We start from the raw sequence: 21,633 nt of genomic DNA on the forward strand, positions 1-21,633 counted from the left end.
GTTCACCCGTTCTCCTTTCTATACTTTCTCAATCGGCGCAAATTTAGCGAGCAGACGTTTAATGCCGATCGGGCTCGGGAAGGCGATATCGAGTTCTTGGTCGTCGCCTTCGCCGCGGACGCTGACAACCGTGCCGATCCCCCATTTCCGGTGGTTGGCCCGGTCGCCGACTTTCCACGCCCCGATGGCGCCGCCTGCCTGCAAGCGAGCGGGCGCCGAACGGGAAACGGACGGTTTTCCGTGCGAGACCGTCTCTAGCAAATGCGCGGGAATCTCGTCTAAAAAGCGCGACGGCCGGTTCATTTGGATGTTGCCAAACAGCGTCCGCATTTGCGCGTTCGTTAACACGAGCTCTTCCTCGGCCCGAGTGATGCCGACATACGCCAGCCGCCGCTCTTCTTCCATTTCATCATCATTCTCCAGGGAACGAATGTGCGGAAAAATGCCTTCTTCCATGCCGATCAAAAACACGACTGGAAATTCGAGCCCTTTGGCGGCGTGCAGCGTCATCAAGACGACCGCATCGCCCTCGGCCGCCTGATCTGTCCCATTCAGCTCGTCCAAATCAGAAATGAGCGCCAAGTCGGTTAAAAAGGCGACGAGCGATTTATCGTCGCTTACATTTTCGAAATGCTTCGTCACCGACAAAAACTCGTCCAAGTTCTCGAGCCGGCTTTGCGCTTCGATCGTCCGCTCCGCCTTGAGCATCTCGCGGTAGCCCGATTTGTCGAGCACTTCCTCCACAAGTTCCGTGACTGGAAGATATTCTTGCAGTTGCGTCCATTGCTCAAGCTGGCCGCGGAACTCAGCGAGAGCCCCGGCCGTTTTCGCGCTGAAACCAATCATCTCCAGCTCGCTAAGCGCTTCAAACAAGGACAGCTCATGCTCGGCCGCATAGCGGACGAGTTTATCGATCGTTGAGGTACCGATGCCGCGCTTCGGCACGTTGATGATGCGAAGCAAGCTCAAATCGTCATCAGGATTGGCGATGACGCGCAAGTAAGCGAGAATGTCTTTAATTTCTTTTCGGTCATAGAACTTTAAGCCGCCGACGATTTGGTACGGAATGTTCGCTTTTAAAAACATTTCCTCGATGACGCGCGACTGGGCGTTCGTCCGATAAAGCACAGCAAAATCGCGGTAGCGGCGCTCCCCACGCTCAACCGCCTCTTGAATGCGGCGGGCGACAAATTGCGCTTCGTCCGCTTCGTTCATCGCTTCATAATAGATGATCGGCTTCCCTTCCGGGTTTTCCGTCCACAACCGCTTTGGCTTTCGGTTGACGTTATGGGCAATGACTTCATTGGCCGCCTGCAAGATGCGTTTCGTCGAGCGGTAGTTTTGTTCAAGCAAGATGACTTTCGCGTTCGGGTAGTCGCGCTCAAACGATAAAATGTTGCGAATGTCCGCCCCGCGCCAGCGGTAAATCGACTGATCGGCATCGCCGACGGCGCAAATGTTTTGGAATCGCTCGGCTAGCTTTTTGACAAGCGTATATTGGGCGCGGTTTGTGTCTTGGTACTCGTCAATATGGATGTACTGAAACTTATACTGGTAATATTGCAGCACATCCGGCACGCGGTCAAACAAGTGGATCGTCGTCATAATCAAATCGTCAAAGTCGAGCGAGTGGTTGCGGAGAAGGCGTTGTTGGTACTCTTGATACACGTCGGCGACGATCTTTTCGTAGTACGTCGATGCCCGCTTCGCAAATTGCTCCGGCGTGATCAAATCGTTTTTCGCCCCGCTGATCGTCGCTAAAATCGTCCGCGGCTCAAATTTTTTTGGATCGATATTTTTTTCTTTCAAAATCGTTTTGATGACCGAAAGCTGATCCGTCGGGTCGAGGATGGAAAAATTGCGGTTGATGCCGATGCGGTCAATGTCGCGGCGCAATATGCGGACGCACATCGAGTGGAACGTCGAAATCCAGACGTCTTCCGCCGCCCCGCCTAAGAGCGCCTGCACCCGCTCTTTCATCTCGCGCGCCGCCTTGTTCGTAAACGTAATGGCCAAAATATTCCAAGGCGCCACCTGTTTTTCCGCCATCAAATAGGCGATGCGGTGCGTCAGCACGCGCGTTTTTCCGCTGCCCGCTCCCGCCATGATGAGCAATGGGCCTTCTGTCGTTTTAACGGCTTCTTGCTGCTCTTTGTTTAAATGCGCAAGCAGCTTTTCCGATAAAAAATTCATCATGTCCACCACCAATAAAACATATGTTCTATTTTCCGTCATCGCCGCTGCGTTGACCAGTCATCTGCTTCACCGCCGCCACCGTCGCCAACGCCTGTTCGAACGCGTCGTAAATCGCGTTGCCGACGACCACCGTATCGGCATAACGCGCCATATGCTCCGCCTGCTCAGGCGTTGTGATCCCTCCGCCATAAAACAGCTGCGTCTGATCAAGCACTTGTTTCACTTTTTCCACTAAAGACGGATCGCCATAAGCGCCGCTATACTCAAGGTAAAAAATCGGCAGCTTGTACAAATGCTCGGCTAAACGCGCGTAGGCTACAATGTCGTCAACGTCAAGTCCCGTGTTGGCTCCCGTCAACTTGGCCGCTTTGCATTCTGGATTTAAAATGCAGTAACCTTCAGCGAAAATCTCATCCCAGTTCATGACATCGCCGTATTGTTTCACCGCCTCGTGATGACGGCCGATGATCCACTCCGCCTGCCGGCTGTTTAACACGATCGGAACCAAATATACGTCAAATCCCGGCGTCAGCGCTTCGACGTCGGTGACTTCGAGCGCGCATGGCACCGAAAAACGGCGAATGCGAGCTAATAAATCAAGCACGTTGTCGATGGTCACCCCGTCGGTTCCGCCGACAATGACTGCATCCGTTCCCGACTCGCAAAGGCGCTCAAGGCGCTCGTCATCAATCGGTTTATTCGGGTCGAGTTTAAACACATGGCGCCAAGCGCGAATCTCCTCCATAGCGGTAACCCTCCACTCATTTCTCCATTGTTCCATTATAACAAATCCGCAAAAAGAAAAGGAGTTCCTTTGCAAATGGAAGGAATCTCCTTGCCGCGTCAGTCAGTGACCGCTTCGTTGGCTTCTTTCTCTTCTTGATGTTGCTCCTCTTTAATGCGATCGAGCGCCATGGCGTAAGCATCATTGCCGTAGTTGAGGCAGCGCTTGACGCGCGAAATCGTCGCCGTGCTCGCCCCGGTTTCCGTTTCGATTTTATGGTACGTATATCCTTCGCGCAGCATGCGGGCGACCTCGAGCCGCTGGGCGAGCGCCTGGATTTCATTCACGGTGCATAAATCATCAAAAAAACGGTAACACTCTTCTAAATCGCGCAGCGATAAAATCGCTTTAAACAGTTGATCCAACTCTCTGCCGCGCAGTTTGTCAATTTGCATAGCTGCTTCCTCCTTGCGTTTTGGCGGGAAAAATGTTGTAGCCAACCAATCTGCGAATCCACCGCCCCTTTGCCTTGCAACAGACAAGGCGGTTATGATTTCCACTGGACGATCGCCAGTTCCGGCACGATATTGATCCACGTTTTTCCCGGCACGAATCCGATCGGAGCCCCGTTATGGTACGGCAGCAGCCGGCCGTCGACGTTTTTCCATTCGATCGGCTGCATGACGCCGCCCTGCAGCAAGTACCCCTTGCCGCCGGAGGTGAGGTCGATGTCGCGCCGCCCGTAGCTGTCAACCACTTGATGGTGGGCGGCGATGATCATGACGTTTTGCACGACAACCGGCTTATGCGTATCGTAATCGATCGTTTGCTCGCCGCCGCTGTACCGGTAATACCCATTTTGTTCAGGAACATATTGGTATTCGACTTGGGCATAGGCGCGATGCGAATAGGCGATGTGGACCGTCTCGACCTTCGTGCCGCTCGGCTCATCGGTGCGAAACGATAGCGGGGCAACGTTGTCCGTCCAAGCATACCCGTTTTGTTTCGCTCCTTTTTCGATGTTGGTGAATGAAATGTATGAGTTGTGCGGCGCCTTGCGGAACGGAACGCGCTGAAACAGCGTGCCGTCGTAAAACAGTCCGTTCAAATAGTCGATGCCGCCTCCCTCAAGACGCGCTTTCGCCTCCGGACTCCAGCCGTGACATACATACAGTGCATGGTAGCCTTCGCTCAAGTCAATATAGTAATCACGCGCGCTTCGCACCGGTCCGACCCGCTCCGGCAATTCGCTTTGGTACAACGCCAACAAACGGGTGATATCGCCCTCGGCAAGCACCTCATACACGATGTCCGCCGCACGAAGCCCCGATTGCGGCCGCGCCTTCGGGTGATTGTTGATCATCACGCCGACGACCCGTTGATGGATGTTCCCTTTCGCCGGCAGCCCCGTCAGCGGGAACGTTTGTTTTTCCTCCGCCGGAGGCTTGGACGGCTGCTCCTGCCGAGGAGCCGGTTTGGCCGGTTCGGCCTGCTTCGGCTCGCTTTTGGTCGTGCAGCCGCCTAACAACAACGCCGCGCAGCTGACGGCGAACAGCCAATGTTTCAATGGACACACAACCTTTTCTTTTTTATTTTACCGCATTATCGAAGGAAAGAGTACCGTTTTGTGCATGACATCATAAATGCCGCGTTGGGTGACGCGCACATACGGCAGGTGGGTCGATTGCAAAAAGAGCAGCGAATACACCGGGTCTTCGAACGGATATCCGCGCTTGCGCAGCAAACGGACGAACGTTTTTTCTTCGTTGATCAATTCATCCACCTCCAAGGAGGACATCATGCCGCCTAAAGGAAGCGAGAGCTCAAACAAAATCTCTCCGTCCTCAGCGAGCACAATGCCGCCGCCGATCTCCTGCATCCGTCGGAAGGCGAGCATCATATCTTCCTTATGCTTGCCGATCAAAATCAAATCCCCGGTGTTCGAGTAAGAACTCGCCAGCCCGCCAAGCGCCGATGCAAAGCCTTTTAACATCGTATTGACGCGCCAGCGCCCGTTTCGGTCAAACAAGGCCAAAAAACATTCATCATGGTCATGCCCTAAACGGTCGCGCGACGTATCGATCGATACGGAATACGGTTTTAAAATTACAGCGTTTTCCATACACAATCCCATCGGCATCGAAAATTGCAAATCATCCCAGTCAAGCTCCCATGACAACGAAAGCGGCCGAATGCCAAACCGGTCCCATTTCGGCGTCGGCCAGAGAGGCGGCGCTTCTCCATCGCGCTTCACCCATTCGCCTTTGGCGAGCACTTGCGCTGGCGTCGGATCGTGAGCCGAACGCAAAAAGTTGATATGGGCAATGCGGCCGGTGGCAATGCTGCCGTGAAGATGCTCGATGCCGTAGTGGCGGGCGGCGTTGATCGTCGCCATCGCATAGGCATCGATCACCGGCACGCCATGCTCGATCGCGATGCGGATCAGCCAGTCGATCACCCCATTCTCATAAAACGCCGGCGGCGAGCCATCCGTCGTCAACAAGCATTTATCATAATGCCGGATGCCAAGCGCTTTCATCTCTTCAAGCAGCACCGGCAAATCGGGGCGAATCGATGAGTGGCGGAGCGTGACCGTATAGCCGTGCCAAAGGCGCATGCGCACTTCCTTTCCCGTCATTGCCTCATGGTCGCCATCCGCGCCAAAGAGCGCCATTTTGACAAGCGTCTTTTCCGACGCCCCCGGAAAATGCCCTTCAATTTTGCGGCGCCGCCGATGCGCTTCTTGCATCCAATACAAGATGATGTCATCGCCGCTGATCACTTTTGGCCATGAGGTCAACTCACCGCCTTGAAGCACCGCCTCTTGGTCAAGCCAGCGCTTGATCCGAGCATTGGACACTTGTTCCTCTTCGCGCTCGAGCTCCGTTTGCCCATCAAACCGGCACCACCAATACATCGATGTTGGAAGCGCATTCATTTCTTGTAAAAATAAAAACGCCTCTTCATCATCCAGCTGCAAAAGCAAAAACAAGTTGTCATTGAGGAGCGTTGTTGTCCCGTGCGCCGCTGCATAACGAGCAAACGAATGGGGATTATATAATTGAAATGGATGAACATGCGGCTCAATGTAGCCGGGAACGAGCACGTACCCACGGCAGTCGACGATCTCGCACGCATCATCGACACGATCGGGGAACCGCTCGCCGGCATACACGATGCGGTCGTCATGTATCCATATATTTCCTTTTACCCATTCACGAAAATACGAATGCAAATACGTCGCGTTCACTAATACTTTCGTCGGTGATTGTTTGCCATCGATGATGGCTGCTTGTTCCCGCAGCTCACTGCCTTTCCATCGGTAACGTTGTTCGCCCATTGACACCCCGTCCCTTGTTTCCTAATCGTTCCATACAACCATTTTAACGCACAAAAGCGACTTTCACAATAAAAAATATAAAGAGGGGACAGACCGATGGCGAATATCGGCATTGTGAACGCATTCATTCGCATCACAGTTGGCCTGACTGTCATCGCCTGGGCCACCGCCCGCCTCGCCCGGCGGCCATGGTGCACATCCTATTTGTGGGCCGCTTTGCTTGGAGCGATGAAAGTCGGAGAAGGAATCACCCGTTTTTGTCCGATGACCGCCCTGTTTGACAATATGCAGCGCCGGCAGCTGCTTGACGAACAAAAAGAGGCGGTCATGAACCCGACATAACAGCCGGAATCGGTTAAACATAACGGTTGAAAGCACCCGCTTATAGCGGCTTAGGGATTTCTCAAGATGACTTCTTGCCGTCAGCCGAAAAGGAAGGCATTGCCCAACGGCCGTGTCCTTTTCCGCCGCTTTTAGGATTACACTGCACTTCATGCCAAAAAAGGTGTCCCATACTTGGGACACCTTCGACTACAAAGGAGTGAACCACCATGCTGCTCGAGTATATGACCGATATGTCGTTCGTATTGGCCGCGTTAATCGGCGGCATTATCGCCCTTTCGTACGTGTATATGCGGCGGAGGCGCGTTCGATAGCGCGCCGGCCGATGTCGCGCCGATAAAATAAGCCGTCGCAGTCGATCGCGGCCAATTGCTCGTACGCTCTTTCCTTCGCTTCGGCAAGCGTCTCCCCTTTGGCCGCCAACAGGAGAACGCGTCCGCCATTCGTGTACCATGCGCCGCCTTCCCGTTTCGTGCCAGCATGGAACAACAACGCATCAGGGGAGATTCGGTCCAACCCGCGGATTTCGGCCCCGCGCTCGTAAGCCCCCGGGTAGCCTTTAGCTGCCAGCACGACGCCAAGCACCGCCTCGTCCGTCCATTCAAGCTCCAACTCTTTTCCATCCATCACCGCTAGTATCGCTTCCACCAAATCGGTCTTTAGACGCGGCAGTACGACTTGCGCTTCCGGATCGCCAAAGCGGGCGTTAAATTCGATCACTTTTGGCCCATTTGCCGTGGCCATCAATCCAGCGTACAGCACGCCAAGAAACGGCCGTCCTTCCGCCGCCAACGCTTTCGCCGCCGGCCGCAAAATGGCCTCTAGCGCGGCATCAATCATCTCATCCGAAATTTGCGGCACCGGCGAGTAGGCTCCCATGCCGCCGGTGTTCGGTCCCTCGTCTCCGTCATACGCCCGCTTATGGTCTTGGGCAATGGCGAGCGGATACACCTTCTCGCCGTTAACGAACGCCATAAACGAAAATTCTTCCCCTTCTAAATACTCCTCAATGACAACTTGACTGCCGGCTGTGCCGAATTGTCCGTCGACAAGCGCTGCCTTCGCCGCGGCAAGCGCTTCTTCCACCGTTTGGGCGACGGTGACGCCTTTTCCGGCGGCCAACCCATCCGCTTTAATGACGATCGGCGCGCCTTTTTGTTCAATGTAAGCTTTCGCCTCTTCGTACGACGTAAAGGTCGCATGGTCCGCCGTTGGGATGCCGTATTTCTTCATCAGTTCTTTGGCAAACGCCTTGCTTCCTTCAATGAGCGCCGCCGCTTGGCTTGGGCCGAAAATGCGAAGCCCTTCGGCCATAAAACGGTCAACGATGCCGGAAGCAAGCGGCGCTTCCGGCCCGACGATCGTCAAATCGATCGCCTGTTGTTTCGCAAATTGCACCAATGCCTCAATATCGAGCTCATCAATATGGACCAATTCCGCCACGTCCGCGATGCCCGGGTTGCCCGGCGCTACATACAGCTTGCCAACAAGCGGGCTTTGCGCCGCTTTCCAGGCGATGGCGTGCTCGCGCCCGCCTCGTCCGATGACCAGTACATTCATCGTCTCCCTCTCCTTTGCCACGCTTAATGTTTAAAGTGGCGCACGCCGGTGAACACCATAGCCATGCCGTACTCATCGGCCTTGCGGATCGAATCCGCGTCGCGAATCGAGCCGCCCGGCTGAATGATAGCGGTAATGCCGGCTTTCGCCGCCGCCTCGACCGTATCGTCCATCGGGAAGAACGCATCGGACGCCAACACGGCGCCAACCGCCTGTTCCCCGGCTTGTTCGATCGCAATTTTGGCCGCGCCGACCCGGTTCATTTGCCCGGCGCCGACGCCGACCGTCATCCCGTTTTTGGCCAGTACAATCGCATTCGATTTCACATGTTTGACAACCTTCCAAGCAAACCGAAGCTGTTCGCGCTCCGCTTCTGTCGGCTCACGCTTCGTGACGACGTTCCATTCAGCGTCTTCGAGCGTGAACGTATCGGCCTCTTGGACGAGCAAGCCGCCATTGACGGAAACGAGCATTTTTTCCTTGACTTCCGGCGCTGTAAAATCAAGCGTCAACAGACGGATGTTTTTCTTTTTCGTCAAAATGGCAAGCGCCTCATCGCTGAATGACGGAGCGATGACGATTTCCAAAAAGATGTCGTGCATCCGTTCGGCTGTTTCTTTGTCCACTTCACGGTTGACCGCAATAATGCCGCCGAAAATCGACACCGGGTCAGCCTCGTACGCTTTCGTAAACGCCTCAAGAAGCGTCGCGCCGATGCCGACGCCGCACGGATTCATATGTTTGATGGCTGCCACAGCCGGCTCTTGAAATTCGCGAATGAGGTTGATCGCCGCATTGGCGTCGTTAATGTTGTTGTACGACAACTCTTTGCCGTGCAACTGTGCCGCTTTGGCAATCGAGAACGCCGCACCGAGCGGTTTGGCGTAAAACGCTGCCGATTGATGCGGATTCTCGCCATAGCGCAATGATTGTTTTTTCGTATACGTGACAGTGAGCGTTTCCGGATAGTTCTCTCCGGTGAGGTTTGTTAAATACTCCGCAATCATCGCGTCATACGCCGCCGTATGGCGGAAAGCTTTCGCCGCCAGTTGTTGCCGCGTTTTTGCTTGGATCGAACCGGTCGTTTTCAGTTCTTCAATCACCATCGGATAGTCGGCTGGATCGACGACAATCGCGACATCAGCATAGTTTTTCGCCGCCGCACGCACCATCGTCGGGCCGCCGATATCGATGTTTTCAATCGCCTCCGCGAGCGTCACATCCGGTTTGGCGATCGTTTGTTGGAACGGATACAAGTTGACGACGACCAAATCGATCGGGCGAATGCCATGCTCTGCGAGCGCTGCTTGGTGGCGCTCATCGCTGCGCACCGCCAAAATGCCGCCGTGAATGGCCGGATGCAGCGTTTTGACGCGCCCGTCCAAAATTTCCGGAAAGCCGGTGACATCGGAAATCGAAATGACTGGAACGCCGGCGTCTTCAAGCGCTCGTTTCGTCCCACCGGTCGAAATGATTTCAATGCCAAGTTCAGCCAGCTTCTTCGCAAACGGAATGATGCCTTCCTTATTGGACACGCTGATCAAAGCTCGTTTCACTGCCATCGTTTTCGATCCTTTCTTCATTGTTGTTCCTTTTCCCCTAGCAGCATGCGCAACACCGTCGGGTACAGCTCGTGTTCGACTTGATGGATGCGCGCCTCAAGCGCCTCGATCGGCTCGCCCGGCACGATCGGAACAACGCGCTGGGCGATGACCGGCCCGGTATCCATTCCCTCATCGACGTAATGAACGGTGACGCCCGTTTCCGATACACCAGCCCGATACGCTTGGCCGATCGCATCTTTGCCCGGAAACGCGGGCAACAGCGACGGATGGATGTTGACGATCTTCCCCTCATAAGCCGAAAGCAGCGTCGGCCCGATCAAGCGCATATAGCCGGCCAACGCAATCCAGTCGATTTGGCGCCCCTTTAGCTCACGCAAAATCTCGCTCTCAAACGCCGCTTTGGACGGGTAGTCTTTTGGGGAAAACACGAACGCCGGCACGTTTTCGCGCGCCGCTCGTTCAATGACTTTCGCACCTGGGCGGTCGCAGACAAGGAGAGCAATCTCCGCCGGCAAATCGCCGCGTTTGGCCGCGTCCACGATCGCTTGAAAGTTCGTGCCGCTTCCTGAAGCGAACACCGCCAGCCGCTTCATGCCCGGCCCCCTCCAGCAAACGACACGCCCGCTCCTTCGGCCACTTCGCCGATGATGTACGCCGGTTCACCTCGTTCCGAAAGCCACTCAACAAGAGGCGCCGCCGTTTCCGGACTGACAGCGAGCACAAGGCCGATGCCCATATTAAAGACGGAAAACATTTCTTCTTCCTCAAGGCTGCCCTTTTCACGCAAAAAGTCAAAAATCGGCAAAATCGGCCATGAACCGAGCTGAATGCGCGCACCGATTCCTGGCGGCAGCATGCGCGGAATGTTTTCGATAAACCCGCCGCCGGTAATATGCGCCATCCCTTTGATCGTAAACCGCTCGCGCACAGAGCGCAACAGTTTCGCATAAATGCGCGTCGGCTTCAATAACTCCTCGCCGAGCGGAACATCAAGCGGCTCGTAAATCTCATCAAGCGACAATTTCGCTTGTTCAAACACGATGCGGCGCACAAGCGAATAGCCGTTGCTGTGAAGGCCGCTTGATGGCAGGCCGACAAGCGCATCGCCCGCTCGAATCGTCTCTCCGGTTATGAGTCGCTCTTTTTCCGCAACGCCGACCGCAAACCCAGCCAAATCATACTCATCTTCATCATACATTCCTGGCATTTCCGCGGTCTCCCCGCCGATCAAGGCGCAGCCGGCTTCGACGCAGCCGTCGGCCACCCCTTTGACGATGGCGGCGATTTTCTCCGGCACCGCCTTGCCGCAAGCGATATAGTCGAGGAAAAAGAGCGGCTCCGCCCCTTGGACAATAATATCGTTGACACACATAGCGACGCAGTCGATGCCGATCGTATCATGCCGGTCAAGCAAAAACGCTAGTTTCAACTTCGTTCCGACACCGTCCGTGCCGGAAACAAGCACCGGCTGCCGGTAGCCAAGCGCGGATAGATCAAACAAGCCGCCAAACCCGCCGATCCCGCCCAGCACTTCGGGACGCATCGTTTTTTGCACGTGCTCTTTCATGAGGGCGACGGCCTGATAACCGGCCTCGATGTCGACCCCTGCTTGTTTATATGCCTTTGCCACGTCAACTCCTCCTTTTCGCCGCCCATCGCGCTCCGGACGCCAGGCGGCGCTCTTGTTGCGCAGCGTTTCTCTCGCGGAAACGCGCCACCACACCCGTCGGCTGCACCCGTTATACTTCCTCCATCATTTCATCGTCAGACATGGCCGCGCCGCTTGACCGAGGCGGGTCGGATATTGACCAGTGAAACACGCCAAACATTGCCCGCGCTGCGGCGAGATGTCCGGACGCCCGATGGCCTCAAGCATCCCTTCCTGGCTGATAAAGGCGAGGGAATCAGCGCCAATCAAGCGCCGAATCTCTTCCACAGTGCGATTCGCCGCGATCAATTCTTCCTTTGACGAGGTATCAATGCCGTAAAAGCAAGGATGGGTGATCGGCGGCGCGCTGATGCGCACGTGCACTTCGACCGCTCCCGCTTCGCGGAGCATCGAGACGATGCGCCGGCTCGTCGTCCCGCGCACGATCGAATCATCCACCATCACGACCCGCTTGCCGGCAACAACCCCGCGCACCGGCGACAGCTTCATTTTCACTCCTTGCTCGCGCAACGCCTGCGACGGCTGGATGAACGTCCGCCCGACATACCGGTTTTTAATCAAGCCCAATTCGTATGGAATGCCGCTCGCCTCAGCGTAGCCGATGGCAACAGAGATGCTTGAGTCCGGCACGCCGGTGACAATGTCAGCCTCTGCCGGCGCTTCCAAGGCCAGCCGCTTTCCTAAGTTTTTTCGGGCCGTATGGACATTGATGCCGTCGACATGGCTGTCCGGACGAGCGAAATAAATGTACTCCATGCTGCAAATCGACCGCGGCTGCTCAGGAGCGAACCGTTCTGAACGCACCCCTTCGCGGCTGATGATGAGCAATTCCCCAGGCGCCACTTCCCGCTCGTATGTGGCGCCGATGACGTCAAACGCGCATGTTTCGGAAGCGATGACATACGCCGAACCGAGTCGGCCGAGCGACAGCGGCCGGAACCCATGCGGATCAAGCGCCGCATAGAGCGCCTTTTCCGTCAGCAGCAAAAACGCAAATGCCCCTTCGATCTGACTGAGCGCCTCTTTCATTTGCTCCACAAACGTCGGCGCTTGGCTGCGGCGGATGAGATGGGCGAACACTTCCGTATCCGATGTCGTCTGAAAAATGCTTCCTTGCCCTTCAAGCGCGAGCTTCAACTCAATGGCGTTTGTCAAGTTGCCGTTATGGGCCAACGCCATCGCGCCGGTTTGTGAGCGGAACAAGAGCGGCTGGACGTTTTCATAGCCGCCCCCGCCCGCCGTCGAATAGCGGACATGGCCGATCGCCGCGGACCCTCGGAGCGCATCGAGCGTGCCGCTTTGAAACACATCGGTCACCAGCCCCATCCCTTTATGGACGGATAAACTCCCGTTATGCGCGACAACGATGCCGGCCCCTTCCTGCCCACGGTGCTGCAGGCTGTGAAGCCCGTAATACGTGAGACGGGCAGCGTCTTCATGCCCCCAAATGCCGAAAATGCCGCACTCCTCGTTCAATCCTTTGATTTCAGCAAGCATGGAATAGCCCCTTTCCAGACGTTTCGCATCTTGGCAACGGAAAGGTGAATGAGCGTCTCACCGTGCTCCCCGTTCACCACCAATGCGCCGTCGTCTGTCACTTCGCCGATTTGTTTCGCTTCAACCAGTTGCTCAAACGCCTCTTTTTGCTCTTTTTTCACCGAGACAACAAAGCGTGATTGCGTTTCGCTGAACAGTTCACTGACGAGGTCACCGCCGATCGTCACCTTGGCGCCAAGCCCCGAAGCACCCATGACACACTCAGCAAGCGCAACGGCTAAGCCCCCTTCGGCAATATCATGCGCTGACGCCACCACCCCCGCGCGGATCGCAGCAAGCAGCTGGCGCTGGCGGCTTGCTTCCACCTCTAAGTCAATCTCCGGTGCTTTTCCGAAAATGCGGCCTTCCAACCATTTTTGCAGCTCGCTGCCGCCAAACTCCGGCTTCGCCTCGCCGATCACGTAAATGAGGTCGCCCGCTTGCTTAAACGACTGAGTCGTAATATGGGAAAGATCATCAATGAGCCCGACCATGCCAACGACCGGGGTTGGGTACACGGCCTCCCCGTTCGTTTCATTGTACAGCGAGACGTTGCCGCTCACCACCGGCGTCCCGAGCGCCCGGCACGCTTCGCTCATCCCGTCGACCGCTTTTTCGAGTTGCCAGAAAATCTCCGGCTTTTCCGGGCTGCCAAAGTTGAGGCAGTCAGTAATGGCGAGCGGCTTCGCTCCGGAGCAGACGACATTGCGCGCCGCCTCGGCGACCGCGATTTTCCCGCCCGTTTCCGGATCCAAATACAAGTAGCGCGAGTTACAGTCGGTGGTCAGCGCAAGCGCCTTGTTCGTGCCGCGAATGCGCACGACCGCCGCGTCCGATCCTGGGGCGACGACCGTATTCGTCCGCACCATATAGTCGTACTGGTCGTACACCCATTCTTTGCTGGCAATCGTCGGCTGGGCGAGCAGCCCGAGCAATGTTTGATTGTAGTCTTCGATGTGCGGAATATACGGCGGCATCGCTTGAAACTCGCGGTAATAAGCCGGCTCCGCAGACGGTTTATGATACACCGGCGCGTCTTTCGCCAAGGCGTCCACCGGGATCTCCGCCGCCACCTCGCCGCGGAAAAACAGACGGAGCATTTTGTCATCGGTCACTTTGCCGATCGCTTTCGCTTCGAGGCCGTATTTGGCAAAAATCGCGGCGATTTCCGCTTCCCTTCCTTGCTTGACGACAAGCAACATCCGTTCCTGCGATTCGGACAGCATCATTTCGTACGGCGTCATGCCCGCCTCACGCTGCGGGACGAGATCCAAATTCATTTCGATGCCAAATCCGCCTTTGCTTGCCATCTCGGCCGATGAGCTCGTAAGCCCCGCGGCGCCCATGTCTTGAATGCCGACTAACGCATCGGACTTGACTGCTTCAAGACACGCCTCAAGCAGCAGTTTTTCCATAAACGGGTCGCCGACTTGCACGGCCGGGCGCTTCGCTTCCGACTGTTCGTTCAACTCTTCCGAAGCAAACGTCGCCCCGTGGATGCCGTCGCGGCCCGTTTTCGCCCCGACGTACATGACCGTATTGCCGACCCCGGTCGCGATACCGCGCTGAATGTCCTCATGGCGAATGATCCCGACGCACATGGCGTTGACTAATGGGTTGCCTTCATACGCCGGATCGAACTGCACCTCGCCACCGACGGTCGGGATGCCGACGCAGTTGCCGTACCCGGCAATGCCGGCGACGACTTGCTCAAACAAATATTTGACGCGCGACGACGTCAATTCGCCAAATCGAAGCGAGTTGAGCAGTGCGATCGGCCGCGCTCCCATTGAAAAGACGTCGCGGATGATGCCGCCGACCCCGGTCGCCGCTCCTTGGTACGGCTCAATCGCTGACGGGTGATTATGGCTTTCGATTTTAAACGCCACCGCCAACCCGTCGCCGATATCGACAATGCCCGCGCCCTCGCCCGGCCCTTGCAGCACGTGCGGACCATCAGTCGGGAATTTTTTCAGCACCGGCTTGGAGTTTTTGTAGCTGCAATGCTCCGACCACATGACGGCAAAAATGCCGGTTTCCGTGTAGTTCGGCAGTCTCCCCAAAATCGCTTCAATGCGCGCGAACTCTTCGTCTGTTAACCCCATCTCGCGGTACAACTTTTGTTCTTTGATCATCGCCGCGCTCGGCTCAAGCAGTAACGACATGCGTCTCCCTCCAATAGTTGACGATCGATCGGAATAGTTTCAACCCGTCCGCGCTGCCGAGCAAGGCGTCGACCGCCCGCTCCGGATGCGGCATCATGCCGAGTACATTGCCCCGTTCGTTGACGATGCCGGCAATATCCGCCAAGCTGCCGTTCGGATTTTCCCCATGGTAACGGAACACAATTTGCCGGTTCTCGACAAGGCGCTCGAGCGTCTGTTCATCACAATAATAATTCCCTTCGCCATGGGCGATCGGAATCGTAATGACTTCGCCTTTTTCGTAGGCAGACGTAAACATCGTTTCATTATTTTCCACCGTCAGCTGCACCGGCCGGCAGATGAATTTCAGCCCTTGATTGCGGCGCATCGCCCCAGGAAGCAAGCCGGCTTCGAGCAAAATTTGAAACCCGTTGCACACCCCTAGCACCGGTTTTCCCGCTTCGGCGGCTTTTTTCACTGCAGCCATCACCTTGGAGAAACGGGCAATGGCTCCGGAACGCAAGTAATCGCCGTACGAAAACCCGCCCGGAAGCAAAATGGCGTCAAAGCGATCCAAGTTGTCTTCTTCATGCCAAACGTATTCAACCTCTTCGCCGAGTTCGTCGGCGATCGCATGGTACATATCGACATCGCAATTCGACCCCGGAAACACAACGACGGCAAACTTCATCGGGCGACGGCCTCCTCGATTTCATAGCGATAATCTTCAATGACCGGATTGGCGAGCAGCTTTTCGCACATCTCGCGGACGAGCTCGTTGATGTCGCGGCCACTCTCTTCAATCACGAGCTCCATAAACTTCCCGATTCGTACATCTTTCACTTCCGTATACGATAAGCTATGCAGCGCCCCCTTCACCGCCGTTCCTTGCGGATCCAACACACTCTCGCGCAACGTGACATACACTTTTACTTTGTACATGCCGATTCTCCCCCTAACCGTTGTAAAATGACTTCGTACGCATCCGTCAAACTGCCCAAGTCGCGGCGGAACACGTCTTTGTCGAACTTTTCGTTCGTCTTTGCGTCCCATAACCGGCACGTGTCCGGTGAGATCTCATCCGCCAAGAGGATGGCTCCGTCCGCCGTACGGCCGAACTCAAGCTTAAAATCAATTAATCTCACGTTCCGCTCGGCAAAATGGAGGCGCAGCACGTCATTCACCGCAAGCGCGGCCTGCTTCAGCGCGGCGACTTCCTCGCGGCTGGCGAGTTTTAAAATGAAGATATGATCTTCCAACAACAGCGGGTCGCCAAGGTCGTCGTTTTTGTAATAAAACTCAACAAGCGGCGCCTCAAGCGGCGTCCCTTCCTCTAGACCGATCCGCTTGGCTAAACTTCCCGCTACCACATTGCGGACAACGACTTCAAGCGGGATGATCGTCACGCGTCGGACCAATTGTTCCGTTGGCGACAGCTTTTCAATAAAATGATTGGTAATGCCTGCTTCGCGCAGCTTCAAAAACAACAAGCTGGAAATCTCGTTATTGAGCCGCCCTTTGCCGGCTATCGTCGCCTTTTTTTCGCCGTTAAACGCCGTTGCGCTGTCTTTGTACTCGACCCAAAGCACATCTGGCTCGTCAGTCGCGTAAATTTTTTTCGCTTTCCCTTCATATAACAGCTGTTGTTTCGTCGGCACGATCAACGCCTCCATTTATCCAGAAGATTGAAAATCTTTTGTATAGCCTGCCGGCTTCGACCAGCCGGCAGCCGCTCACTCCAACCCTAAGCGGGCAAAAATCGTATCGACATGTTTCAAATGATGGCGATAATCAAAGCAATCATCGAGCTCCTCTTTCGTCAGCCGGCTCATGATACGCTCATCCGCTTCAAGAAGCGAGCGGAACGGCACTTGTCTCTCCCACGCTTCCATCGCTTTCGGCTGTACCAAATCGTACGCCTCCTCGCGCGTCATCCCCTTGTCGATCAAGGCGAGCAAGACGCGCTGCGAATAAATGAGCCCGAACGTGCGCTCCATATTTTTTTTCATGTTTTCCGGGTACACAAGCAAATGTTTCACGATATTAGCGAATCGGTTCAACATATAGTTCAACGCAATCGTCGCATCCGGCAAAATGATGCGTTCCGCCGACGAATGGGAAATGTCGCGTTCATGCCAAAGCGGCACGTTTTCATACGCCGTCACCATATAGCCGCGAATGACGCGCGCCATGCCGGTCATGTTTTCCGAACCGATCGGATTGCGCTTATGCGGCATCGCTGATGAGCCTTTTTGTCCTTTGGCGAAAAACTCTTCGACTTCGCGCACTTCGCTTTTTTGCAAGCCGCGAATCTCGACGGCAAATTTTTCAATCGATGTCGCAATGAGCGCCAGTGTCGCCATATAGTAAGCGTGGCGGTCGCGCTGCAGCGTCTGCGTCGAAATCGGCGCCGGCGTCAAGCCGAGTTTTTCACAAACATACTGCTCCACAAACGGATCCACGTTGGCGTACGTGCCGACTGCGCCGGAAATTTTCCCTACTTCCACCATCTTGGCTGCTTGTTCAAACCGCTCCAAATTCCGCACCATCTCCGCATACCAAAGCGCCAGCTTCAGACCGAACGTCGTCGGTTCGGCATGAACGCCGTGCGTGCGCCCCATCATGACCGTGTATTTATGTTCGCGCGCTTTCTCTTTCAGCACTTGAATGAAGTTTTCCAAATCACGCCGCAAAATCGCGTTCGCCTGTTTCAACAGGTAACCTAACGCCGTATCGACGACATCGGTCGACGTGAGACCATAATGCACCCATTTTCGTTCTTCCCCGAGCGTCTCAGAAACAGCGCGGGTGAAGGCGACGACATCATGGCGCGTTTCTTCTTCGATTTCCTTAATGCGGTTGACGTCAAACGACGCGTTTTCACGCAGGCGGCGGACATCTTCTTTTGGGATGACGCCAAGCTCGGCCCACGCCTCGCACGCGAGCAATTCCACCTCAAGCCATGCCTTAAAGCGGTTTTCCTCGGTCCAAATCGCTCCCATTTCCGGTCTTGTGTAACGTTCAATCATCCTCGTTCCAGCCTCCGATCATGCCAAATTTGCCACGATTCGATTCGCGCCAACGCCGCCTCGACATCGTCTGCCAGCACCGTCACATGCCCCATTTTCCGCTTCGGCTTCGCTTCGTGTTTGCCGTACAGATGGACGTAAACCGCCCCGTCGAACGCACCGATATGCCGAATGACCGGCTCGACGTGCTCTCCTAAAATATTGACCATCACCGCCGGCTTCAACAATTCGGTCGATCCGAGCGGCCAGTTGCAGACGGCGCGGATGTGCTGGGCAAACTGCGACGTCGCGCATGCATTGATTGTATAATGTCCGGAGTTGTGCGGTCTAGGGGCCAGCTCATTAATATAAATATCCCCGTCCGCAGTCAAAAACATTTCCACCGCCAGCGTCCCAACGAGCGAAAACGATGCGGCCAACACTTCCGCGTAGCGAATGGCCCGCTCTTGCACGCTTTCCGGAATTCGGGCCGGAACGATCGTTTGATGCAAAATGTTCTTGATATGAATATTTTCCGCCACTGGAAAAACAGCCGTCTCACCATCGAGGTTGCGGGCGACAATGACCGACATTTCCTTCACAAACGGCACCCAGCCTTCCAAAATGCATGGGCCAAGCCGAAGCAAATCAGCCGCTTTGGCTAGATCGCCTTCGCCGCGCAGCACATATTGCCCTTTGCCGTCGTAGCCGCCGCGCCGCGTTTTCAAGACGCACGGGAACCCGATCGTCTGAACGGCTTGTTCAAGTTCCTCCGCTCCATTCACTTCGACATAGGGCGCCACCGGCAAGCCGGCATCAACGATCGCCGCTTTCTCCAGCGCCCGGTCTTGCGTCACCGCAAGCAGTCGGCTTCCTTGCGGGACATAGGCGTTTGCCTCCAGCCACTCAAGCGCTCGCGCATCGATATTTTCAAATTCGTACGTAATGACATCGCTCACGCGCGCCAGTTCGGCAATAGCGTCCAAATCATGATACGCCGCCATCATTTCGATATCAGCCACTTGCCCGCACGGGGAGTCAGGCGTTGGGTCGAGCACGGCAATGCGAAAGCCCATCTCGCGCGCCGCCAAAGCCATCATCCGCCCGAGCTGCCCCCCGCCGATGATGCCAATCGTCTGCCCAGGAACGATCCGTTGCTTAGTCAAATTGATCACTGCTTTCTACGATTTGTTTGCGAATCGCTTCCCGCCGCGCTTTGAGCGCCTCCATATAGCGTGGCTCAAGCAGTCCAAGAATCGATGCGGCGAGCAGTCCAGCGTTGGTCGCCCCCGCCTTGCCGATCGCCACCGTCGCCACCGGCACCCCGCCTGGCATTTGCACAATCGACAATAACGAGTCAAGTCCATTCAATGCTTTTGACTGCACCGGCACCCCAATCACCGGCAGCGTCGTTTTCGCCGCGATCATCCCCGGCAAGTGAGCCGCCCCGCCAGCTCCGGCAATGATCACTCGAATGCCCCGCTCCTCCGCCGTTTCCGCATACAGAAACATCTCATCCGGCGTCCGGTGCGCCGATACGACTTTTTTCTCAAACGGAACGCCCAATTCCTCCAAAATGGCGCAAGCATGTTTCATCGTTTCCCAATCCGAATGGCTTCCCATGATCACCCCAACGAGCGGGCTCATACCGTTTCACTCCTTTTGCTAGCACAACAAAACCCAGAACATGCGTTCCCGTCCATAAACGAGGGAAAGCATCGTTCTGGGCTTTAACAGTTGCTGATCGAAAAAAAAAAGCCAAAACCGATCCTTTCCCTCATAGTCCAATAATTTACGGTTATTGGGTAGAAACTTTTGGGCCATATTCCCAAAATTATATGAGGGATCTTCTCATTACACTATGAAGTTACTTTTATAGTAACAGGTGTTTTTGAGACGTGTCAAGGAAAAAATCGAACATTCGATATATCAATAAAGCGAATGTTCGTGTTTTTGAAATCACCAAATGAAAACAACGGCATATGATGAAGGAGCGGAGGAGGAGAGACACGATGGCCAAAGAAAACCCGTTTACGCCGTTTTCCGATTGGACAAAACATTGGCAGCAATTTTTCCAAAATGATTTTTGGGGGAGCATCCAGCCGTTGCTGCCGTCATCGAACAAGCCATCATCCGGTATGAACATCTACAAAAAAGACAACGAACTGCTCGTTGTCATCAGCCTCCCAGGGCTCGAAAAAATCGAAGATGCAGAAGTGTATGTATCATACAAAACGTTGGAAGTGAAAGCAACCATTAATCTAAACTTCAAAGGGTTTGAGCTAGTGGAAGAAGGCATTTTCCAAGGCCAATTCCAAAAAACAATCCCACTGCCGTTCGCCGTCAAGGAGGACCGCATCGAAGCAACATACCATAACGGCCTGTTGTTCATCCATCTGCATCGACTTATCCCTGACGAGCCGAAAAAGAAAATTGTCATCAAAAAAAGCGAATAATCTCCCCACGAGTGCAAAAAAGAAGATACCTGTCTTTCCGAAAAAATAAAAAAAGAGGGTGTCCATGCCGTACAGGACACCCTTACGCGAGTTTCCGTTTCCTATCGCTTTTATGAAAAAGGGGGTCTAGGAAACGATGATCACGCTTTACATTTTGGGGGAGAGGATTGAAAATGGCGTCATTCAAAATGACTCATTTCCCATTAGGCAAAAATAATGAGAGAACCATTCAGCTCCCTCATTTTTTTGCCTGCCTAGCAGCGACCTACTCTTGCAGGGGCGCTGGCCCCAACTACCATCGGCGCTGGAGGGCTTAACTTCCGTGTTCGGGATGGGAACGGGTGTTTCCCCTCCGCCATAGCCACTAGGCAAGCATTTGGATTTTGACATCATTTATTATACTTGAAAAACAAACAATGTCAAGAAGGAAGTTCATTCCTTCAAAACTAGATAACCGTCGGAAGAAGACGCGGCGCTTCCACTTTTCGTACTGTCTAGTTCCGGCCGCCATCGGCTCGCGACGCTTCGGTCCTGCTGCGGCGGCGACACATTGCTTACGCTCCTGTGATACCACCCACGCAGAACCAAGCTTTGCTTGGTTCGAGCCTCCTCGCAGGCCCTCCAGCGCACCTCGCCGATAAGCGGGCGGCCTCCACTTTTCTCACTAGGTTAAGCCCTCGATCGATTAGTATCCGTCAGCTCCACGTGTCGCCACGCTTCCACCTCGGACCTATCGACCTCGTCATCTTCGAGGGATCTTACCCGCTTYRCGCGGTGGGAAATCTCATCTTGAGGGGGGCTTCACGCTTAGATGCTTTCAGCGCTTATCCCGTCCGCACATAGCTACCCAGCGGTGCCCCTGGCGGGACAACTGGTACACCAGCGGTGCGTCCATCCCGGTCCTCTCGTACTAAGGACAGCTCCTCTCAAATTTCCTSCGCCCGCGACGGATAGGGACCGAACTGTCTCACGACGTTCTGAACCCAGCTCGCGTACCGCTTTAATGGGCGAACAGCCCAACCCTTGGGACCGACTACAGCCCCAGGATGCGATGAGCCGACATCGMGGTGCCAMACCGCCCCGTCGATGGGGA

The 21,633-nt window shown here is 55.1% G+C and carries 20 protein-coding genes, 2 rRNA genes and 1 riboswitch; of the genes, 3 read left to right on the forward strand and 19 right to left on the reverse strand.

Annotated elements, in window-relative coordinates:
* Positions 1–18: 18 nt before the first annotated feature.
* The 5 genes from pcrA to B1A75_RS14820 form a co-directional block, all read right to left on the reverse strand.
* Positions 19–2,193 carry a DNA helicase PcrA gene (gene pcrA, locus B1A75_RS14800; RefSeq protein ID WP_074044155.1) on the reverse strand — a complete coding sequence of 725 codons (2,175 nt, stop codon included), beginning with the start codon at positions 2,191–2,193 and terminating at the stop codon, positions 19–21.
* Positions 2,194–2,221: 28 nt separating this feature from the next.
* Positions 2,222–2,941, reverse strand: a complete 720-nt coding sequence (gene pcrB / locus B1A75_RS14805) for a heptaprenylglyceryl phosphate synthase (RefSeq protein ID WP_074044137.1) — start codon at positions 2,939–2,941, stop codon at positions 2,222–2,224.
* A 98-nt stretch (positions 2,942–3,039) separates the two neighbouring features.
* Positions 3,040–3,375 (reverse strand): YerC/YecD family TrpR-related protein, encoded by a 336-nt coding sequence (locus tag B1A75_RS14810; protein ID WP_074044138.1) that lies wholly within the window; start codon positions 3,373–3,375, stop codon positions 3,040–3,042.
* Positions 3,376–3,467: 92 nt separating this feature from the next.
* The gene (locus tag B1A75_RS14815) at positions 3,468–4,487 is read right to left on the reverse strand and encodes a DUF3048 domain-containing protein (RefSeq protein WP_074044139.1); all 1,020 of its coding nucleotides are present in this window, start codon (positions 4,485–4,487) and stop codon (positions 3,468–3,470) included.
* Between the two features lie 27 nt (positions 4,488–4,514).
* Entirely contained in the window at positions 4,515–6,260 is a 1,746-nt protein-coding gene (locus B1A75_RS14820; protein ID WP_074044140.1) for an adenine deaminase C-terminal domain-containing protein, read from the reverse strand.
* 96 nt (positions 6,261–6,356) lie between these two features.
* On the opposite strand from B1A75_RS14820, the gene B1A75_RS14825 reads away from it, so the two are divergent.
* On the forward strand, positions 6,357–6,602 hold the full coding sequence (locus tag B1A75_RS14825) for a YgaP family membrane protein (protein WP_074044141.1): 246 nt from the start codon (positions 6,357–6,359) through the stop codon (positions 6,600–6,602).
* A 209-nt stretch (positions 6,603–6,811) separates the two neighbouring features.
* Positions 6,812–6,916: an EYxxD motif small membrane protein gene (locus B1A75_RS20665; RefSeq protein ID WP_325048220.1), complete on the forward strand. Its 105-nt coding sequence runs from the start codon at positions 6,812–6,814 to the stop codon at positions 6,914–6,916.
* Here the strand turns inward: B1A75_RS20665 and purD are convergent.
* From purD to purE, 12 genes are all read right to left on the reverse strand, one after another.
* Entirely contained in the window at positions 6,870–8,162 is a 1,293-nt protein-coding gene (purD, locus tag B1A75_RS14830) for a phosphoribosylamine--glycine ligase (RefSeq protein ID WP_074044142.1), read from the reverse strand. The genes B1A75_RS20665 and purD overlap by 47 nt on opposite strands.
* Positions 8,163–8,185: 23 nt before the next feature.
* The gene (purH, locus tag B1A75_RS14835; protein WP_074044156.1) at positions 8,186–9,724 is read right to left on the reverse strand and encodes a bifunctional phosphoribosylaminoimidazolecarboxamide formyltransferase/IMP cyclohydrolase; all 1,539 of its coding nucleotides are present in this window, start codon (positions 9,722–9,724) and stop codon (positions 8,186–8,188) included.
* A 17-nt stretch (positions 9,725–9,741) separates the two neighbouring features.
* The gene (gene purN, locus B1A75_RS14840; protein ID WP_074044143.1) at positions 9,742–10,320 is read right to left on the reverse strand and encodes a phosphoribosylglycinamide formyltransferase; all 579 of its coding nucleotides are present in this window, start codon (positions 10,318–10,320) and stop codon (positions 9,742–9,744) included.
* Positions 10,317–11,357, reverse strand: a complete 1,041-nt coding sequence (gene purM / locus B1A75_RS14845; RefSeq protein ID WP_074044144.1) for a phosphoribosylformylglycinamidine cyclo-ligase — start codon at positions 11,355–11,357, stop codon at positions 10,317–10,319. The genes purN and purM overlap by 4 nt, the downstream gene beginning before the upstream one ends.
* Before the next feature lie 123 nt (positions 11,358–11,480).
* The gene (gene purF, locus B1A75_RS14850; RefSeq protein WP_079936426.1) at positions 11,481–12,893 is read right to left on the reverse strand and encodes an amidophosphoribosyltransferase; all 1,413 of its coding nucleotides are present in this window, start codon (positions 12,891–12,893) and stop codon (positions 11,481–11,483) included.
* On the reverse strand, positions 12,869–15,097 hold the full coding sequence (gene purL / locus B1A75_RS14855) for a phosphoribosylformylglycinamidine synthase subunit PurL (RefSeq protein WP_079936427.1): 2,229 nt from the start codon (positions 15,095–15,097) through the stop codon (positions 12,869–12,871). The genes purF and purL overlap by 25 nt, the downstream gene beginning before the upstream one ends.
* Positions 15,081–15,767: a phosphoribosylformylglycinamidine synthase subunit PurQ gene (gene purQ / locus B1A75_RS14860; protein WP_074044147.1), complete on the reverse strand. Its 687-nt coding sequence runs from the start codon at positions 15,765–15,767 to the stop codon at positions 15,081–15,083. The genes purL and purQ overlap by 17 nt, the downstream gene beginning before the upstream one ends.
* A complete protein-coding gene (gene purS, locus B1A75_RS14865; RefSeq protein ID WP_013144128.1) occupies positions 15,764–16,018 on the reverse strand; it encodes a phosphoribosylformylglycinamidine synthase subunit PurS in 255 nt (84 codons plus the stop codon). Before purS ends, purQ begins: the two co-directional genes overlap by 4 nt.
* Positions 16,006–16,749 (reverse strand): phosphoribosylaminoimidazolesuccinocarboxamide synthase, encoded by a 744-nt coding sequence (purC, locus tag B1A75_RS14870; RefSeq protein WP_074044148.1) that lies wholly within the window; start codon positions 16,747–16,749, stop codon positions 16,006–16,008. The genes purS and purC overlap by 13 nt, the downstream gene beginning before the upstream one ends.
* Before the next feature lie 60 nt (positions 16,750–16,809).
* Positions 16,810–18,105 carry an adenylosuccinate lyase gene (purB, locus tag B1A75_RS14875; protein ID WP_013144127.1) on the reverse strand — a complete coding sequence of 432 codons (1,296 nt, stop codon included), beginning with the start codon at positions 18,103–18,105 and terminating at the stop codon, positions 16,810–16,812.
* Positions 18,102–19,250 carry a 5-(carboxyamino)imidazole ribonucleotide synthase gene (gene purK, locus B1A75_RS14880; protein ID WP_079936428.1) on the reverse strand — a complete coding sequence of 383 codons (1,149 nt, stop codon included), beginning with the start codon at positions 19,248–19,250 and terminating at the stop codon, positions 18,102–18,104. The genes purB and purK overlap by 4 nt, the downstream gene beginning before the upstream one ends.
* Entirely contained in the window at positions 19,243–19,731 is a 489-nt protein-coding gene (gene purE, locus B1A75_RS14885; RefSeq protein ID WP_074044150.1) for a 5-(carboxyamino)imidazole ribonucleotide mutase, read from the reverse strand. The genes purK and purE overlap by 8 nt, the downstream gene beginning before the upstream one ends.
* Before the next feature lie 113 nt (positions 19,732–19,844).
* Positions 19,845–19,946: riboswitch (purine riboswitch) on the reverse strand.
* A 150-nt stretch (positions 19,947–20,096) separates the two neighbouring features.
* Between purE and B1A75_RS14890 the strand changes: the two genes are divergently transcribed.
* Positions 20,097–20,540, forward strand: coding sequence for an Hsp20/alpha crystallin family protein (locus tag B1A75_RS14890; protein ID WP_066227389.1), 444 nt, complete (start codon positions 20,097–20,099; stop codon positions 20,538–20,540).
* Between the two features lie 252 nt (positions 20,541–20,792).
* Here B1A75_RS14890 and rrf read toward each other — a convergent pair.
* Together rrf and B1A75_RS14905 are read right to left on the reverse strand one after the other, a co-directional pair.
* Positions 20,793–20,909: ribosomal RNA gene (gene rrf / locus B1A75_RS14895) — 5S ribosomal RNA — on the reverse strand.
* Between the two features lie 296 nt (positions 20,910–21,205).
* Positions 21,206–21,633 (reverse strand): 23S ribosomal RNA (locus B1A75_RS14905); the annotation flags it as partial.

The sequence above is a fragment of the Geobacillus sp. LEMMY01 genome (genome assembly GCF_002042905.1).
GTDB classification, from domain to species: domain Bacteria; phylum Bacillota; class Bacilli; order Bacillales; family Anoxybacillaceae; genus Geobacillus; species Geobacillus proteiniphilus.

Coding starts and splice junctions, on each gene's coding strand:
- pcrA (WP_074044155.1), bottom strand. CDS start 2,193: ATGAATTTTTTATCGGAAAAGCTGCTTGCGCATTTAAACAAAGAGCAG.
- pcrB (WP_074044137.1), bottom strand. CDS start 2,941: ATGGAGGAGATTCGCGCTTGGCGCCATGTGTTTAAACTCGACCCGAAT.
- B1A75_RS14810 (WP_074044138.1), bottom strand. CDS start 3,375: ATGCAAATTGACAAACTGCGCGGCAGAGAGTTGGATCAACTGTTTAAA.
- B1A75_RS14820 (WP_074044140.1), bottom strand. CDS start 6,260: ATGGGCGAACAACGTTACCGATGGAAAGGCAGTGAGCTGCGGGAACAA.
- B1A75_RS14825 (WP_074044141.1), top strand. CDS start 6,357: ATGGCGAATATCGGCATTGTGAACGCATTCATTCGCATCACAGTTGGC.
- B1A75_RS20665 (WP_325048220.1), top strand. CDS start 6,812: ATGCTGCTCGAGTATATGACCGATATGTCGTTCGTATTGGCCGCGTTA.
- purD (WP_074044142.1), bottom strand. CDS start 8,162: ATGAATGTACTGGTCATCGGACGAGGCGGGCGCGAGCACGCCATCGCC.
- purH (WP_074044156.1), bottom strand. CDS start 9,724: ATGGCAGTGAAACGAGCTTTGATCAGCGTGTCCAATAAGGAAGGCATC.
- purN (WP_074044143.1), bottom strand. CDS start 10,320: ATGAAGCGGCTGGCGGTGTTCGCTTCAGGAAGCGGCACGAACTTTCAA.
- purF (WP_079936426.1), bottom strand. CDS start 12,893: ATGCTTGCTGAAATCAAAGGATTGAACGAGGAGTGCGGCATTTTCGGC.
- purL (WP_079936427.1), bottom strand. CDS start 15,097: ATGTCGTTACTGCTTGAGCCGAGCGCGGCGATGATCAAAGAACAAAAG.
- purQ (WP_074044147.1), bottom strand. CDS start 15,767: ATGAAGTTTGCCGTCGTTGTGTTTCCGGGGTCGAATTGCGATGTCGAT.
- purS (WP_013144128.1), bottom strand. CDS start 16,018: ATGTACAAAGTAAAAGTGTATGTCACGTTGCGCGAGAGTGTGTTGGAT.
- purC (WP_074044148.1), bottom strand. CDS start 16,749: ATGGAGGCGTTGATCGTGCCGACGAAACAACAGCTGTTATATGAAGGG.
- purB (WP_013144127.1), bottom strand. CDS start 18,105: ATGATTGAACGTTACACAAGACCGGAAATGGGAGCGATTTGGACCGAG.
- purE (WP_074044150.1), bottom strand. CDS start 19,731: ATGAGCCCGCTCGTTGGGGTGATCATGGGAAGCCATTCGGATTGGGAA.
- B1A75_RS14890 (WP_066227389.1), top strand. CDS start 20,097: ATGGCCAAAGAAAACCCGTTTACGCCGTTTTCCGATTGGACAAAACAT.